This is a genomic window from Acidimicrobiia bacterium, assembly GCA_041676705.1.
GTDB lineage: Bacteria > Actinomycetota > Acidimicrobiia > Acidimicrobiales > SKKL01 > Actinomarinicola.
Genome location: JBAYRL010000006.1, coordinates 36233 through 52849, shown reverse-complemented (window position 1 = coordinate 52849; position 16617 = coordinate 36233). Strand labels below are relative to the sequence as shown.

15 protein-coding genes and 2 tRNA genes are annotated in these 16617 nt (G+C 57.4%); 13 read left to right on the top strand and 4 right to left on the bottom strand.

Features of this window, described 5'->3' with window-relative positions; all coding sequences use genetic code 11:
- Positions 1-10: 10 nt before the first annotated feature.
- Genes WC184_10070 through serA form a run of 3 tightly spaced genes read left to right on the top strand, consistent with a single transcriptional unit; the run spans position 11 to position 4961 of the window.
- Positions 11-1207 (top strand): pyridoxal phosphate-dependent aminotransferase, encoded by a 1197-nt coding sequence (locus WC184_10070; protein ID MFA7478219.1) that lies wholly within the window; start codon positions 11-13, stop codon positions 1205-1207.
- A gap of 29 nt (positions 1208-1236) precedes the next feature.
- The gene (locus WC184_10065) at positions 1237-3333 is read left to right on the top strand and encodes a prolyl oligopeptidase family serine peptidase (protein MFA7478218.1); all 2097 of its coding nucleotides are present in this window, start codon (positions 1237-1239) and stop codon (positions 3331-3333) included.
- Between the two features lie 59 nt (positions 3334-3392).
- Positions 3393-4961 carry a phosphoglycerate dehydrogenase gene (gene serA / locus WC184_10060; GenBank protein MFA7478217.1) on the top strand — a complete coding sequence of 523 codons (1569 nt, stop codon included), beginning with the start codon at positions 3393-3395 and terminating at the stop codon, positions 4959-4961.
- Here the strand turns inward: serA and leuD are convergent.
- Complete coding sequence (gene leuD / locus WC184_10055) at positions 4958-5548, bottom strand: 3-isopropylmalate dehydratase small subunit (GenBank protein MFA7478216.1); 591 nt, start codon at positions 5546-5548, stop codon at positions 4958-4960. The genes serA and leuD overlap by 4 nt on opposite strands.
- A gap of 12 nt (positions 5549-5560) precedes the next feature.
- Entirely contained in the window at positions 5561-6964 is a 1404-nt protein-coding gene (leuC, locus tag WC184_10050; protein ID MFA7478215.1) for a 3-isopropylmalate dehydratase large subunit, read from the bottom strand.
- A gap of 58 nt (positions 6965-7022) precedes the next feature.
- Here leuC and WC184_10045 point away from each other — a divergent pair, with 58 nt between their 5' ends.
- Positions 7023-7670, top strand: coding sequence for an IclR family transcriptional regulator (locus WC184_10045; GenBank protein ID MFA7478214.1), 648 nt, complete (start codon positions 7023-7025; stop codon positions 7668-7670).
- Here the strand turns inward: WC184_10045 and greA are convergent.
- Positions 7653-8120, bottom strand: coding sequence for a transcription elongation factor GreA (gene greA, locus WC184_10040; GenBank protein ID MFA7478213.1), 468 nt, complete (start codon positions 8118-8120; stop codon positions 7653-7655). The two genes, WC184_10045 and greA, sit on opposite strands and share 18 nt — an antisense overlap.
- 106 nt (positions 8121-8226) lie before the next feature.
- Here greA and WC184_10035 point away from each other — a divergent pair, with 106 nt between their 5' ends.
- From WC184_10035 to WC184_09995, 9 genes are all read left to right on the top strand, one after another.
- Complete coding sequence (locus WC184_10035) at positions 8227-9213, top strand: 3-isopropylmalate dehydrogenase (GenBank protein MFA7478212.1); 987 nt, start codon at positions 8227-8229, stop codon at positions 9211-9213.
- Positions 9206-10123, top strand: a complete 918-nt coding sequence (locus WC184_10030; GenBank protein MFA7478211.1) for a branched-chain amino acid transaminase — start codon at positions 9206-9208, stop codon at positions 10121-10123. The genes WC184_10035 and WC184_10030 overlap by 8 nt, the downstream gene beginning before the upstream one ends.
- Complete coding sequence (gene cimA / locus WC184_10025; protein ID MFA7478210.1) at positions 10110-11684, top strand: citramalate synthase; 1575 nt, start codon at positions 10110-10112, stop codon at positions 11682-11684. Before WC184_10030 ends, cimA begins: the two co-directional genes overlap by 14 nt.
- Positions 11685-11703: 19 nt before the next feature.
- Positions 11704-12234 (top strand): hypothetical protein, encoded by a 531-nt coding sequence (locus WC184_10020; GenBank protein ID MFA7478209.1) that lies wholly within the window; start codon positions 11704-11706, stop codon positions 12232-12234.
- Positions 12231-13637: a glutamate--tRNA ligase gene (gene gltX, locus WC184_10015; GenBank protein MFA7478208.1), complete on the top strand. Its 1407-nt coding sequence runs from the start codon at positions 12231-12233 to the stop codon at positions 13635-13637. Before WC184_10020 ends, gltX begins: the two co-directional genes overlap by 4 nt.
- A 13-nt stretch (positions 13638-13650) precedes the next feature.
- The gene (locus tag WC184_10010) at positions 13651-14250 is read left to right on the top strand and encodes a YdcF family protein (GenBank protein MFA7478207.1); all 600 of its coding nucleotides are present in this window, start codon (positions 13651-13653) and stop codon (positions 14248-14250) included.
- 17 nt (positions 14251-14267) lie between these two features.
- Positions 14268-14342 (top strand) — tRNA-Gln (locus tag WC184_10005).
- Positions 14343-14369: 27 nt separating this feature from the next.
- Entirely contained in the window at positions 14370-15128 is a 759-nt protein-coding gene (locus tag WC184_10000) for a Bax inhibitor-1/YccA family protein (protein ID MFA7478206.1), read from the top strand.
- A 13-nt stretch (positions 15129-15141) separates the two neighbouring features.
- Positions 15142-15217, top strand: a tRNA-Glu gene (locus WC184_09995).
- 4 nt (positions 15218-15221) lie between these two features.
- Here the strand turns inward: WC184_09995 and WC184_09990 are convergent.
- A complete protein-coding gene (locus WC184_09990) occupies positions 15222-16583 on the bottom strand; it encodes an HNH endonuclease signature motif containing protein (protein MFA7478205.1) in 1362 nt (453 codons plus the stop codon).
- Between the last annotated feature and the right edge of the window lie 34 nt (positions 16584-16617).

Sequence of the window (16617 nt, the reverse complement as noted above, 5' to 3'; positions counted from 1 at the left end):
CTAATCGAGAATGTCACCCCAGCGTATTTCGGCCCGTGTGGCCGCCATAGCCCCCTCTGCAACACTGGCTGTAGACGCTAAAGCCAAGGCCTTGAAAGCTGCTGGTGAAGCCGTTATCGGCTTTGGTGCCGGTGAGCCCGATTTTTCTACGCCTGACTACATTGTCGAAGCAGCCGCCAAAGCGTGTGCCAATCCCGCTATGCACCGTTATACACCAGCCGCTGGCTTGCCCGAGCTTCGAGAAGCGATAGCCGAAAAAACTCATCGCGATTCGGGTTATGAGGTCAGCCCTTCACAAGTGGTGGTCACCAATGGTGGCAAACACGCCGTCTTTAACGCCTTCATGACCTTGCTTGACCCCGGCGACGAAGTGCTGTTGCCAGCACCTTTTTGGACCACCTATCCCGAGCCCATTGCGCTGTGTGGGGGCGTGTCGGTTGTAATTCCAACCAACGCTGCCAGCGGGTTTAGGGTCACCATTGAGCAACTGGAAGCGGCCCGCACCCCGCGTACCAAGGCGCTAGTTTTCGTGTCGCCGTCGAACCCCACCGGAGCGGTTTATCCGCCCGAAGAGATAGCCGCCATTGGACGCTGGGCGGCCGAAGCTGGCATTTGGGTAATCACCGATGAGATCTATGAACACCTGACCTTCGGTGAGCACAAGTTTGCGTCGATTGTGAAGCTCGTTCCCGAACTAGCTGATCGTGCCATTGTGCTAAACGGTGTGGCCAAGACCTACGCCATGACCGGTTGGCGAGTGGGCTGGATGATCGCCCCTTCTGACGTTGCAAACGCCGCCATTAACCTGCAATCTCACCAGACTTCCAACGTGGCCAACGTGAGCCAAATGGCGGCCTTAGCAGCTGTTTCTGGTCCCCTCGATGCGGTGGCGCAAATGCGGGAAGCCTTCGAGCGCCGAGGCAAGCTAATGACCCAAATGTTGCGCGGCCTTTCCGGCGTGGATGTGCTAGAGCCCCAAGGAGCGTTCTACGCTTTCCCTTCATTCGAGGCGCTACTTGGCCGAACCTTTAGCGGTCAGCAAGTTAACACCACGCTAGAGCTTGCTGATGTGCTGTTGGAGAAAGCCAAGGTTGCCATTGTTCCAGGAGAAGCATTTGCGGCTCCTGGGTACGCTCGATTGTCGTTTGCACTTGGCGACGATGATCTGGGTGAGGGAGTGTCTCGCATCGTAGATTTCTTGTCATGAATGTTGTCTCTTAAGAGGTAAATGGCCTTATGCAGTTTCCTAGCCCAGCTTCTAGCGAAGCACCGTACGGTTCCTGGCCCACCCCCATCACTTCAGATTTAGTCGTGGCCGCCGCTGCTGGCCTCTCTGATGTGCAAGTGGACCGAACCGACGGCTCGATTTGGTGGAGCGAAAGCCGACCCGAAGAAGGTGGTCGAGTAGCGCTCGTTCGCTGGAATGCTGGCAGTGGTGAAATTGCCGAACCGATACCGTCAAAGCCGTCTGTCCGTACTCGGGTGCACGAGTACGGCGGGGGTGCATGGTGGACCAAAGACGACACGGTCTGGTTCACTAACTGGGAGGATCAAGCCCTATACCGCTACACACTCGGCGATGAAGAGGCGGTACAAATTAGCCGCACTCCGGCCGGGCATCACGGTCGTCGCTATGCCGATGGCACCCTCACTCCCGATGGACGCTGGGTAATCTGTGTTCGAGAAACCCATGTGGAACCTGATGGGAAAGTGCTGGCCACACCACGTAACGAGATTGTGGCCATTCCGGCTTGGGCCCACGGGCCGACCGTTGCCACGGTGCTCGTCAGCGGCGCCGATTTTGTTTCTAGCCCCCGTGTTGACCCCACCGGCAGCCGTTTGGTCTGGTTGAGTTGGAACCATCCCCAAATGCCATGGGACGGCACCGAGCTATGGAGCGCCGAGCTGCAAATGAATGGCGCTGCTTATGAGCTGGTGGGCACCCATGAAGATGTGCTGCCACTCACGGTAGAAGAACTACGCGCCCAAGAAGACAACGGTCAGGTAGAGACCGCGGCCATTACCCTGGTCGGTTCCCGAAAGCTTGTTGGCGGTGCCGACGAAGCGTTGATACAGCCCGAGTGGTCACGCACTGGCGACCTCTACGTGGTTTCTGACCGTTCGAACTGGTGGAACCTTTACAAGGTTGGTCTGCTCAATGGCGATCTGTATCCAATGGCCACCACGCCCGGTGAGATTGCCACGCCACCCTGGGTGTTTGGTCAGTCACGCTATGTGTTTAGCTCGAAGCGAAACCTGGTTTTCGCGGCTCTTGCCAACGATGGTTTTGATCGGTTGGTAGCTATCAGCGATGGAACTATCACCGAAATTGATACGCCCTACACGTCGTGGTCATCGCTGCGTCTCGACCACAGCGGCAACCTGATCGCGATCGCAGCTTCCCCGACCACCGAGCCAGCCGTAGTGCGGATCAGCTTCGAGGGGCTCGATGCCAACATCGAGGTTATTCGTGAACCGCGTGACCTTGGATTGCCCAAAGAATGGATCAGCAAGCCCGAGCCGATCTCGTTCCCCTCGGATGGTCGGGTGGCCCACGGGCTTTACTACCCACCCACCAATCCCACCCAAAGCGCGCCCGCTGGAGAGCGGCCTCCGTTGATGGTCATGATCCACGGTGGACCAACCTCCGCGGCACGGCCCCAGCTTTCACTAGCCACCCAATACTGGACATCTCGTGGTTTTGGTGTGGTCGATGTGAACTACGGCGGCTCCACTGGCTACGGCCGCCAATTTCGACAGCTTCTCAACCTTAACTGGGGCGTCGTTGATGTTGAAGACTGCGTAGCCGCCGCTCTATATCTGGTGGCCAACGATCGGGTCGACCCAGCTCGGCTGGTGATCCGGGGCGGTTCGGCCGGTGGCTTCACCACCTTGGCGGCCTTGGCTTTCACCGACACCTTTGCGGCCGGTGCTAGCCATTACGGTGTGGCCGACTTGGCGGCTCTGGCCACCGATACGCACAAATTCGAATCGCGCTATCTCGATGGGTTAGTCGGGCCATATCCCGAGGCCAGCGAAGTTTATGCCCGGCGCTCGCCAATTAATCATCTAGAAGGCTTTGATCGTCCGCTGATTGTGTTCCAGGGTCTTGAAGACGAAATCGTGCCGCCTAACCAAGCCGAGATGATCGTGAAGGCTTTGGCTGATCGTGGCGTGCCGGTGGCCTACGTTCCCTTTGAAGGCGAGCAGCACGGGTTCCGCCAAAGCGCCAACATCAAACGCGCCCTCGAAGCAGAACTGTGGTTTTACGGACAGATGTTGGGTTTCGTGCCCGATGGAGAACTTGAACCGGTCGCCATTCTGGGCGTCTAAAGCGAGTTTTTGGTCACATCTGTTTGTTGTGCGAGCCAAACTCGCTCCATGATTGCCATATGGCTCGTATCCTTGTAACCGAAACTATTGCCGAAGGTGGCCTCGACCTGCTCCGTCAGGCCGGGCACGACGTAGACGTTCAACTGAACAAATCCTCTGACGAGCTACTTTCGCTGGTTTCTGGTGCAAGCGCCCTAATTATCCGCTCCGCCACACAAGTCACCGCCGAGGTGCTGGCCGCCGGACGTGACCTAGTGGTTGTTGGTCGGGCCGGACTCGGGGTCGACAACGTCGATGTGGCGGCTGCCACGACCCAAGGCGTAATGGTGGCCAACGCCCCGGGCTCAAACAGTCTCTCGACGGCTGAACACACCGTGGCCATGCTCTTGGCCCAGGCGAGAAACATTCCTCAAGCCGCTGCGGCGCTGCGTGAAGGCCGCTGGGAAAAATCGAAATGGGAAGGCACCGAACTTCACGGTAAAACGCTTGGAATTTTGGGCCTTGGTCGCATTGGGACCTTGGTTGCCCAGCGTGCCCTAGCCTTTGGTATGCGCATTGTGGCGTGGGACCCATGGGTCTCGGCCGAGCGTGGTCGCCAGCTGGGCGTGGAAATGATGGAACTCGACGAGCTTTTTGGCGAAGCCGACTTCATCACAGTTCATCTGCTAAAGACCGCTGAGTCCACAGGACTGATCAACGCCGAGATGCTGGCCAAAGCCAAGCCAAATCTGCGGATCATCAACGTGGCTCGCGGTGGAATCATCGACGAGACAGCCTTGGCCGAGGCCATCGCGGCGGGCACCGTGGCTGGCGCGGCGCTCGACGTTTTTGACAAAGAACCCCTGTTAGAATCGCCACTGTTCGACCTGCCAAGCGTGGTCGCCACACCTCACCTAGGTGCCTCCACCGCCGAGGCCCAAGACAAAGCGGGCATCATCGTGGCCGAACAGGTGCTTTTGGCCTTGGCTGGCGACTTTGTACCCTTTGCGGTGAACGTGGCGGCCAGTGAAGCCGCCGAGGAAATTCAGCCCTTCATTCCGTTGGCGGAACGCTTAGGCGAGCTGTTCTTCGGATTGTGTGACGGCATGCCCGAAACGGTTGAAGTTGAACTTCAGGGGCGTTTAGCTGGTTTCGACACCCGCATTTTGGTGCTGTCCATTCTGAAGGGCCTGCTTGCAAATGTCACCGAAGAGCCGGTGACCTACGTGAATGCGCCGCAGATTGCTGAATCACGTGGTCTGAAGCTTCGTGAAGTGAAGATCGAAGCGGCCCAAGAGTTCGTAAGCCTGATCACCCTAAGCGCCAATCATCACTCTTTGGCGGGAACCATGGCCGGGACTCGTGGTGAGGCCCGCATTGTGATGGTCGATGGTTTCGCGGCTGATGTACCGCCAGCCGAGCACATGATCTTTGTTCGTAATGACGACCGACCGGGCATGATTGGTGCCGTCGGCACCACCCTTGGCAACGCTGGCATCAACATTGCCGATATGGGTGTGGGCCAATCTCCAGCTGGTGAGGCAGCGCTAATGGTGATTGCCACCGGTGAACCGGTACCGGCGCAAGTAGCAGAACAACTTGCCGCGGTACCAGGAATCACCTCGGTGCATGTGGCTAACCGGCGTTAGGCGCTGACAGCCCAAGTTGGGCGTTTGGCTTCGTACTCGGCAATGGCATCCACATAGCGAAGTGTGATGCCAATGTCGTCGAGGCCTTCCAAGAAACGTTCTTGGGTGCCATCATCTAGTGGGAACGGTTCCTCGATACCCAAGCTAGGCACGGCCAAAATGCGCCGTTCCACATCGATGGTTAGCTCTAACGCCGGATTTTCTTCAATTGCGGCGATGAGCTTTTCACCGAGTTCCTCGCTGACTTGGACCGGAACTAAACCGTTCTTGGTGGAGTTGTTGCGGAAAATGTCGCCAAAGCGGGGTGAGATGACGGCCGCGAAGCCGTAGTCCATAATCGCCCACACGGCATGTTCCCGAGACGAACCGGTGCCAAAGTTGGGGCCAGCCACCAAAATTTTGGCACCAGCGTATTGGGGCTGGTTCAAAACAAAGTCGCGGTCGTCACGCCATTCCGAGAAAAGGCCAACGCCGAAACCGGTGCGTTCAACCCGCTTTAGCCAATCGGCCGGGATGATTTGGTCGGTGTCCACATCGGAGCGGTCTAGGGGAACAGCGGTGCCTGTTACTATTCGTACTGCTTGCATGGGTGCTCTTTCCTACAGATCAGCGGGTGAGGCGAAATGGCCAGCGATGGCGGTGGCGGCGGCTACGGCGGGGGAGACCAGATGGGTTCGCCCACCACGGCCCTGACGGCCTTCAAAGTTGCGATTACTGGTTGAGGCCGAGCGTTCACCTGGGGCGAGTTTGTCGGGGTTCATGGCCAGACACATAGAACAACCTGGTTCGCGCCAATCAAAGCCTGCTTCCACGAGGATTTTGTCTAGGCCTTCAGCTTCAGCTTGTTGTTTAACGGCGAACGAACCTGGAACCACCAAGGTGCGAACGCCTTCGGCGACCCGGCGGCCCTTAGCTATTTGCGCTACCGCTCGAATGTCTTCGATGCGTCCGTTGGTGCATGACCCGATGAACACGGTGTCGACCGGAATTTCACGAATCGGTGTGCCTGCGGTGAGGCCCATGTAATCCAAAGCCCGTTGCGCGGCACCCTGGCTAGCGTGGTCGCCAAAGGAGGCTGGGTCGGGTACTGCGGCGTCAAGCGGTGCTACTTGACCAGGGTTGGTGCCCCAAGAAACATGGGGGAAAATTTGGCTGGCATCAAGCACGACTTCTTTGTCGTAGGTGGCATCTGGGTCGCTCACGAGTGCTTTCCAGCTCTCTACTGCAGCGTCCCAATCAGCGCCAACCGGCGCATATTGACGGCCCTTAATGTATTCGAAGGTCACTTCATCGGGTGCAATGAGGCCAGCTTTGGCCCCGGCTTCTATTGACATGTTGCACACCGTCATACGGCCTTCCATCGAAAGGGCCCGAATGGCTTCGCCACGGTATTCGATGATGTGGCCGACCCCGCCGCCGGTGCCGAGTTTGCCAATGATGGCGAGAATCAGGTCTTTGGCGGTTGAACCTTCAGGCAGCCGCCCGTTGACGGTGACGGCCATGGTGCCGGGCCGTTTTTGGGGCAAGGTTTGGGTGGCCAGCACGTGTTCCACCTCGGAGGTACCAATACCGAAAGCTAACGCCCCGAAAGCTCCGTGGGTAGAGGTGTGGCTATCACCACAGACAATGGTCATGCCGGGCTGGGTTAGGCCCTGTTCGGGGCCAATGATGTGCACAATGCCCTGGCCAGGCGAACCCATCGGGTGCAACTTAATGCCGAACTCTTCGGTGTTGGCGCGCAGCGTTTCCACCTGCTTGCGCGAAATTGGGTCGGCAATTGGGGCGTGAATGTTCTCGGTAGGAACGTTGTGGTCTTCGGTGGCCACGGTGAGATCGGGGCGTCGTACGGTGCGATCGTTCATGCGCAGACCATCGAAGGCCTGGGGTGAGGTGACCTCGTGCACTAGGTGAAGGTCGATGTAGAGCAGGTCTTCGTTGTCGCCGTGATGAACCACATGGCGATCCCAGACTTTCTCGGCGAGTGTCCTCGGCCGTGTCGTCATTGCGTGTCTCGCTTTCCCGATTAACTAATCTCAATATATGGGATTATAATCCCGATGTATGGAACAAATTGTAACCGGTGTGGGGGTGATCGACAAGGCCGTCAGGCTCATCAATGCCGTTGAAGAACAACCCGGCGATCTAAATGAGCTCTCGCAACGGACCCAAATGCCGCGAGCCACGGCCCACCGGTTGCTTATTTCGTTGCGCGACCACGGCTTTGTGCGCCGTGATGATCAAGGCCGTTTTGTGCCCGGTTTACGTTTTGTTGGTTTGGGCCGTGCCGCGGCCAATGCGTTGCCATTACCTCGAAGGGCCGAGCCTGAACTAGCGAAGCTGCGCGACCTGACCGGCGAAAGTGCCCAGCTGTACGTGAAAGAAGGCGATCGCCGAATTTGTGTGGTTTCACTGGAATCGCTTCACGGTCTGCGCACCATCGTCCCACCAGGCGCCTCGCTACCCCTCAATGCCGGTTCCGCGGGCCATGTGCTCACGCGGCCACCCAAGGGTTGGATTCAAAGTGTGGGCGAACGCGAAGCGGGCGTGGCGTCAGTGTCAGCGCCGGTGTGTAACACCGCTGGCGAAGTGATCGCGGCGGTTAGCATTTCAGGGCCGATTAATCGTTTGGGGACCAATCCCGGGGTCACCCATGGGCCCGTAGTAGAAGCAACTGCGAAAGCTATCGAAGCTTTAGCCGACCTCGTTTAGGGTCACTCGTAATGTGGCCCCAGTCGGCGTTTCGTAAGACACAACGTCGCCAGCTTTGGCCCCAAGCAGTGCTTCGCCCAGGGGCGAGCCCAGCGAAACTACCTCGAGGTCACCGTCGCGCTCTTCGATTGACCCCACTAAATATCGTTCGGGCGTGCTGTCGCCCTCGTAGGTGATCGACACCACCGAGCCCGGTACTACCTCGTTCGTGTTCTCGGCCACCACAATCTCAGCGTTCTCAATAAGTGCTGCCAGATGTGCAATTCGGCCTTCCATCTGGCCTTGTTCTTCCTTAGCCGCGTGGTAGTCGCCGTTTTCGGACAAGTCGCCCAATTCTCGCGCGGTCTCGATTTTTCGTGCGATGTCGATTCGACCCCGTGTGACCAGGTCGTCGTGTTCCGCCTTTAGTCGGTCGAAAGCTGCTTGTGAGAGATGATGCGTTGTAGCCACGCCCCCACATTAATGGCAACCGGCGCATTATGGCGGCCAAGTACCACTAATAGGCCGAAGAGGGATACCTTGGCGTTTGGTAAAAGTTCAAAAGGAAGAAGAGGTTATGAGTCACCGGGTTGGGGTTATTGGCGGCGATGGAATCGGCCCTGAGGTTATTGGCGAGGGCCTGAAGGTAATTCGCGCCGCTGGTGTCGACCTTGAAACGGTGGATTACAACCTGGGTGGTGCTCGCTACCTAGAAGATGGCGTCATTCTGCCCGACGAGGTGCTAGAAGAGTGGCGCGGCCTCGACGCCCTTTATTTGGGTGCGGTCGGACACCCCGACGTTGCACCGGGGGTCATAGAGCGTGGCCTGTTGCTAAAGATGCGCTTCGAGCTCGACCTTTTTATTAACCAGCGTCCATTTGTGAACGATGCCGGTATCGACATGGTGGTGGTGCGAGAAAACACCGAAGGTACCTACGCGGGCGAAGGTGGATTTCTTCGCAAGAACACCCCAGAAGAGATTGCGACTCAGGGTTCGGTCAACACCCGCATGGGTGTCGAGCGCTGCGTACGCTATGCCTTCGAGCTGGCGAATGGTCGTGCCGCCAAGCATTTAACCCTGGTGCACAAGACGAACGTGTTGGCCTTTGCCGGAGACCTATGGGAACGGACCTTTAACGAAGTAGCCACTGAATATCCCGAAATCACCACGGCTTATAACCACATCGACGCCGCCTGTATTTATTTTGTGGAAGACCCCAAACGTTACGACGTGATCGTGACCGACAACCTTTTTGGCGACATTCTGACCGATCTCGGCGGGGCGGTCGCCGGCGGAATTGGCCTGGCAGCCTCGGCCAACTTGAACCCGCTGACTGGTCCTTCCATGTTCGAGCCAGTCCATGGTTCGGCCCCCGACATTGCTGGTCAAAACAAGGCTAATCCTGTCGCGGCTATCCTCTCGGGTGCCATGATGCTCGACTACCTCGGCGAAACAGAAGCCGCCGAGCGAATCCGCCGGGCCTGCGCCGATGCGCCAACCGGTTCCACCACCGAAATCGGCGATGCCATCGCCGCTCGCCTTCAGGGAGAGATGAATGCTTGAGACTGTTGAGAAGATTTGGATGGACGGCGAGTTCGTGGATTGGGCGGACGCCAAAATCCATGTGCTCACCCACACTCTTCACTACGGTAGCGGTGTATTCGAAGGGGTCCGAGCCTATGAAACGGCTCGTGGTCCGGCAATTTTCCGTTTAAAGGAACACATTGACCGCCTCTTTGATTCCGCCAAGATTTACATGATGGATATTCCCTTTACCCGGGAAGAACTCACCGAGGCCACCATCGAAACGGTTCGGGTCAACAACGTCGAGTCGTGCTACATCCGCCCCTTGGTTTATCTGGGTTACGGCGTGATGGGGTTGAACCCTCTTCCCGCCCCGGTGCAGGTTTCCATTGCTGCTTGGCCGTGGGAAAGCTACCTCGGCGAAGACGGCTTGGCCCACGGCGTGCGCATGAAGATCAGCTCATGGAAGCGCCACGACCCAAACATTATGCCGCCCGCCGCCAAAGGCACTGGCATGTACATGAACTCTTCGCTGGCCAAAGTCGAAGCCATCAAGGCTGGTTACGACGAAGCCATCATGCTTTCGCCTCAAGGTTATGTTTCGGAATGTACCGGTGAAAACATCTTTGTGGTCCGACATGGCCGCATCATCACCCCGCCGGTGACCGCCGGAGCGTTGGAGGGCATCACCCAATCATCCGTGCGGCGCATTGCCGAAGACCTGGGCATTCCCTACGAAGTCGGCAATATTTTGCGCTCTGACCTCTATGTCGCCGACGAAGCTTTCCTCTCGGGCACGGCCGCTGAAGTCGTGCCGGTGCGTTCGGTGGATGACCGTGAAATTGGTGAGCCCGGGCCAATCACCCGAGCCATTCAAGAGATTTACTTTAGGGCTGTGAAAGGTGAAGACGATCGTTACGACGATTGGCTGACCTATGTCCGCCCCTAATGTTCCCACGGCCGTCGAAATCTTCGACACCACCTTGCGCGACGGGGTGCAGTTCGAAGGGATCTCGGTAACAGCAGACGATAAACTGCGTATTGCCGAACAGTTGGACCGGCTGGGTGTGCATTGGATCGAGGGCGGCTACCCGGGTGCAAACCCTCGTGACGAAGAGTTCTTCCGGCGTGCTGTTAAAGAACTCAAGCTCACCACCTCTACTCTGTTGGCCTTCGGCTCGACCCGGCGGGCTAAAGGCCGAGTGGATGAAGATCCGAGCCTGGCGAACCTGGTGGCTGCTGGCACCTCAACTGTTTGCATCGTGGGGAAATCGTGGGATTATCACGTCACCGAAGCCTTGCGCACCAGCTTGGACGAGGGCGTGGACATGGTCGCCGATTCGGTTCGTTACCTGAAAAGCCACGGACTTCGGGTGTTTTTTGATGCTGAACATTTCTTTGACGGCTACAAGAACAATCCCGAGTTCGCGCTCCAGGTATTAGAAGGTGCCGCCACTGCTGGGGCTGACGCTCTGGTGCTTTGTGACACCAACGGTGGGTCGCTGCCCCACGAAGTGGGTGCTATCACCGCTGCGGTAACTAGCCATTTCAGTGATCTGGTGATTGGGATGCACACCCAAAATGACACCGGTTGCGCCACCGCCAATGCCATCGCCGGTGTTCTTGCGGGTGCCCGGCAGGTTCAAGGCACTATTAATGGCTACGGTGAACGAACTGGTAACTGTGACCTCACCCAGCTGGTACCGAATTTGACCTTAAAGATGGGTATCGAAACACTGCCGGTCGAGCGTATAGAGCTACTCAGCACGGTGTCACATCATGTGGCTGAGCTGGTGAACCTCCCTCCACAACATCAACAGCCCTACGTGGGTTCATCAGCCTTCGCACACAAGGCGGGGCTCCACACCAGCGCTATTGCGCGGCGGCCTGACAGCTACGAACACATTGATCCCAAGCTGGTGGGGAACACCACCCGTTTCTTGATATCTGATCTTTCGGGGCGGGCTTCGATTGAGCTCAAAGCGGCTGAGCTTGGCGTGACTTTGAGTGGTGAGCAGGTAGGCGAAGTCGTGACGCAGATGAAAGAACTGGAGCATCGCGGCTACCACTTCGAGGTGGCTGACGGTTCACTAGAGCTGTTGATGCGCAAGGCTTCGGGCTGGGAACAAGACTTTTTCGAGCTTGAATCGTTCCGGGTGATCGTCGATCATCTCGGCGCGGGGCTGAACACTGAGGCCACCGTGAAGCTGAAGGTCGCTGGCCAGCGGATGGTCGCCACCGGCGAGGGCAACGGACCAGTCGACGCCTTGGATTCCGCTTTGCGGGCGGCTATTGGTCCCACCTATCCCGAGCTTGACGACATCCGTTTAGTAGATTTTAAGGTGCGAGTGCTCGAATCGGGCGCTGGTACTGGGGCTGTGACCAGAGTCCTTATCGACTCTGCCGATTCACGGCGTACGTGGTCCACCATGGGCGTGAGTGAAAACGTGATCGAAGCGTCGTGGCAGGCCCTGTTAGATTCGGTTATCTACGGTTTATTACACCGCTAGATTTGTCTAAGGTTGAAACGTGGCTATTCCTTCCTATGTGCCGGTAGATAAAAATGTTCCCAATCGCAAATATGTTGCGCCGAAGCGCTTGGGTGAGGTGTGGGAACCCGATCGAGCCGGTGAGCTTATCCAGCGTGGCCAACCCTTTGGGCCTCGTCTCGGGGTGCAAGGACCAGACATTGGTTACGCCCTGAAACTAGCCGAGCTGGCTCGTGACACCTGGGTGTTGGAAGACCACGAAAAGGGTGACGATGCTCGCACTGGCATCGCGGCGGTGGCCATGAAACGGGCTGCACTTTTCGGGCGAGCCCCTATCATGCACGATGTCACCTTTGCCGCCAAAGTGTGGGGGTTTACTTCGGCAGCCCCGGTCGACTTGATCCAGCTTCGCAGCGCGCTCTTCGCCCAAATCTCTAGCCCGCACCATTATCACGAACGTCGAGTGGTGGCCGATCTGATTCCTCAAGAGCTGCTGGCGAAACCGCTTGGCGAGCTAGACGCATTGTTACCAAAAACTTGGGAGCAACTCGTCGTTGCTGGCACCCAATGAGCCCTCGTGTACGGTTTTCCCCGGCCCCAACCGGGTATCTACACGTTGGTTCGGCGCGATCAGCCCTCTTTAACTGGCTCTATGCTCGACACACCGGCGGTACTTTCATCGTACGGGTAGAGGACACCGATGTTGATCGCAGCCGTCCCGAGCTGACCGAGTCGATCTTTGATGCCCTGCGTTCACTGGGGCTGAACTGGGACGAAACCTATTATCAGAGTGCTCGGTTTGAGATTTATTTGGCCGCCGCGCAGCGGCTCTTGGCTGAAGGTCACGCCTATTACTGTGATTGCTCGCAAGAAGCAGTGAAAGAACGTGCCGCTCTTCGTGGTGGTCCTCCTGGTTATGACGGCCACTGCCGCGATCGCCATTTGAGCAGTGGGGTTATGCGTTTTCGCTCCCCCGATACTGGTGTTACAGGCTGGGATGACCTGATTCGCGGGCGGGTAGAGTTCGAAAACCAATATCTCGAAGATTTTGTGATCGTACGGTCAAACGGCACGCCCATGTTCCTGCTAGCCAATGCGATTGACGACCTCGACATGGAAATCACCCATGTGATTCGAGGCGAAGACTTGGTGAACTCCACGCCGAAGGTGTTGTTGTTGCGCGATGCTTTGGGTGCCGAGGCCGAGCTTTTGTACGCGCATTTGCCGTTGATCGTAAATGAGGAGCGCAAGAAGCTTTCCAAACGTCGTGATGACGTCAACGTTGCTGATTATCTAGATCGTGGATTCTTGCCCGAGGCCATGGTGAACTACCTCGCCACGCTGGGCTGGGGTGCGCATGATGGGGTCGAAATCCGGCCGATCGCCGAGATCATAGAGCGTTTCGAGATTGCCGATGTTGGCAAAAGCCCGGCCATGTTCGACGTAAAGAAGCTCACTCATTTCAACGGCGAATATATTCGAGCGCTATCGGGGCCGCAGTTTATCGAGCGGGTACAACCATGGCTCACCGAAAATGTGCCTTGGAAGCCCGAAGATTTTGATGAGTCGTTGTTTGTCGAGCTGGCACCCATGATTCAAGAACGGGTCAAGCTTTTGGGTGAAGTGCCAGAAATGGTTGATTGGCTCTTCACCGGGGCAGCGGCTGACGACCCGGCCAGCTGGAACAAGGAAATGTCGAAACCGGCGGCCGCACCGATGCTGGATAACGCACTGGCGCTTTTCGAGGCTGATGAAACTTGGGATGCGGCCTGGGTTCGTTCCGTGGTTGAGCAGGCTGCCATGCAAGCGGGTCTGGTGAACCAACAGGGCAAACCCCAGCTTGGTAAGGCCCAGGCCCCGCTGCGGGTGGCGGCGTTGGGTCGGGCGACCGGCCTGCCCCTTTTTGAGTCCCTTGCTTTGTTGGGCCGTGATGAAACCTTGCGCCGATTGCGCGAAGCCCGAGCGCGGCTGTGAGCTGTAATTTCTTGTGCTGCGCTGGAGTTTTCGCCTAATCCTGCTCGGGGCGCTCTTTGTTGCGCTCAATGTTGTTTATCTGGCGTTTACTTTTGTGAACGTGTGGTGGACCGCCCGCCAAGATCAAGCTGGCCCCGCTGATGCCATTGTGGTCATGGGCGCCGCTCAATACGACGGCACGCCGTCGCCGGTGTTGCAGGCACGACTTGACCATGCCGTAGAGCTTTTTGAAGCGGGCTACGCGCCTCTCGTGGTGGTGACCGGCGGCAAGCAGACCGGGGACCGATTCACCCAAGCGCTCACGGGATACAACTACCTGCGTGGCAGAGGCATAAGCGACGAGCAGATTCTTCTTGAGGTCGACGGCACCAGTACCTACACAGAACTAGCCGCCACCGCACGTATTTTGCACGGCCGGGGCCTGGAGCGGGTGTTGCTAGTTTCTGATGGTTATCATTCGGCACGCTTGCGAGCTATTGCCGGAGAAGTTGGGCTTCAGGCATCAGTTTCACCTACCGGAACCAGCTACGGCCTAAACCAGCTGATACGAGAGACGGCCGCGGTTTCTGCCGGAAGAATCGTTGGATTTCGACGCCTTGAGAGCTTCGGCTAAAGTAGGACGACCGCCGTTCGGGGGTGGTGTAATTGGCAACACAACTGGTTCTGGTCCAGTTATTAGGGGTTCGAGTCCTCTCCCCCGAGCCAGAATGAGCCTGTATACTTGATCGCATAATGCGAACAATGAATCCGGCTCTAAATGAGTCAACGTTTGAGAAAGCTGATTGGGCTCCGCCGGTCGGTCAACCTCATGCCGTCAAGGTCATGACCTTTTCGGGAACGCTTAGCGCAACTGCGGTGCTACTAGCTTTGCTTGCGGTCGGGGCAGTATTCGGCTGGAATTCCGTTACCCAGAACGAAGTCTCTACTTCTTTACCGGGCTGGCTGATTTTCGCTGTGCTCGGTGGATTTGGGGTAGCGATACTCACCATATTCAAGCCACACCTGGCCCGTTTCACGGCACCCCTTTACGCGGGTGTTGAGGGCTTGGTGCTGGGTGCTATCTCTGCGGTATACAACTTTGCTTTCGAAGGAATCGTGCTGCAAGCCGTGGGCCTCACCGCTGGGGTGCTTGCATTGATGATCTTCCTGTATACCTCGCGCATCGTGCAGGTCACCGACAAGTTGCGCATGGGTATAGTGGCCGCCACCGGCGCAATCGCGCTCATGTACCTGGTGACCATGGTCATCGGCTTCTTCGGTGGGGGAGTCCCTTTCATCCACGACAGTGGAACCTTCGGGATCATCTTTAGCTTGGCCGTGGTCGGTGTCGCTGCTTTTAACCTGATGCTTGATTTCGACTTGATCGAAAAAGGTGTAAACGCTGGGGCGCCACGTTACATGGAGTGGTACGCCGCCTTCGGCATCATGGTGACGTTGGTTTGGCTTTACCTCGAAATGCTGCGTTTGCTGGCCAAGCTGCGCGACCGCTAAAGTCGAGCATCTTGCCCCCATCGTCTAGCGGCCTAGGACACCACCCTCTCAAGGTGGCGACACGGGTTCAAATCCCGTTGGGGGTGCCAATTTTCAAGCGGCGAGTGATGTTAACAACACATCAAACGCGTAGTTAGTCAGCTTTTCGCCGGTGCCGGTTTTTCGACGGCGGGTCTGCAATAATCGTGGATCATTCGGCCCTGGCGACTGGGGCACCAGCAACTGGCCGTTTCGGTTTAGAAACTGCCATCGATGTTGTTCCGGCGGGGCATTCGGATCAGGCAAAATAGTCAGCTCGTGCCGATGCACAATCCGGTGATGACGACGACACAACAGCACCAGATTCCGTAATTCGGTGGGTCCGCCTCGATCGAAATAGTGAATATGATGCGCTATTAGCTTGCGGGTGTTCGCACAACCCGGGTAGCTGCAACCGCCGTCACGGGCCAGTAGTGCCCGGCGTTGCTGAGCGTTCGCGAAACGATCAGGCACTGAGGCCATTATCGGCTCACCCTTGACCATCACGGTCGTGACTAGCGGGCCCCGTTCTACGAGCATGGGTAGCTTCCATTGAGGTACCGGCCCAACACCTGGAATATAGGCCCGGTCAACTTGCACACCCTCATCGTTCTCATGGGCGTGAATCAACAGGTTTACTGTCAGCGATTCTGGTAAGAACCCTACGTCATTGGCTTTGGCCGAGCTGGCAGCCTCGGCCATGGCCAAAAGCGCTTCAGCGCAATTTCGGTCCAGCCCCGGTACAAAGCCAGCTTCACCAGGCACCTTAGTTATCCTGCTTCGTTCGCCTTCAAGCCAAGCGGCCATAGCAAGGCCGTCACTCATATCGAAGTTGGCCCTCAGGCGGAACCGCCCATTTAGCCAACCCCAACTAGCTGACGAGGCTTCGGGATCAACTTCGGTTAACTCTTCAATGTCGGTGCTGTACGTTCGCTCGCTCGGGCGAGCCACACGCTGATATTCACGTAACACCCGCTCAAGCTGAGACCCAGTACAGGCCTCAGTGGCTTCTATCACCTTGGTTTCAAGCGCGGGCGTTACTCTGCGCGCAATCGCCAGAACCGAGCGGAGAGACCTCTCACCGCCGTCAAGAAGCTCGGTGGTGGCTGGCAGCTCATCTAAGCGTTCGGCCAGTTCATCCACCTCGCGAGCCTCGGACCCTGTCATGCCTAGCGCCCAACCCAAATAGCCGGATTCGGGATTATGTTGTGGATGGGCGCGAAGGGCACGCACCGCCGCAACCAGCTTCGCCTGCCAGACAGTGACCTGTGAAGCGGCCGCTTGTGCTTGAGCTAGCAGCTGGTTATAGCCTTCAAGCCCTCCTGCGGGCGCACCTTCGAACATGTATAGATCATGACGGCGTCCTGTGACATTTAAGGCTTCCAAGCGAATCGCTTGCCAAAATCGGTTGCCGAGATTGAGCCGAATTCCTAACATTGGCGAACGGGCTTCGGCTCAAATCAAAGGGGAA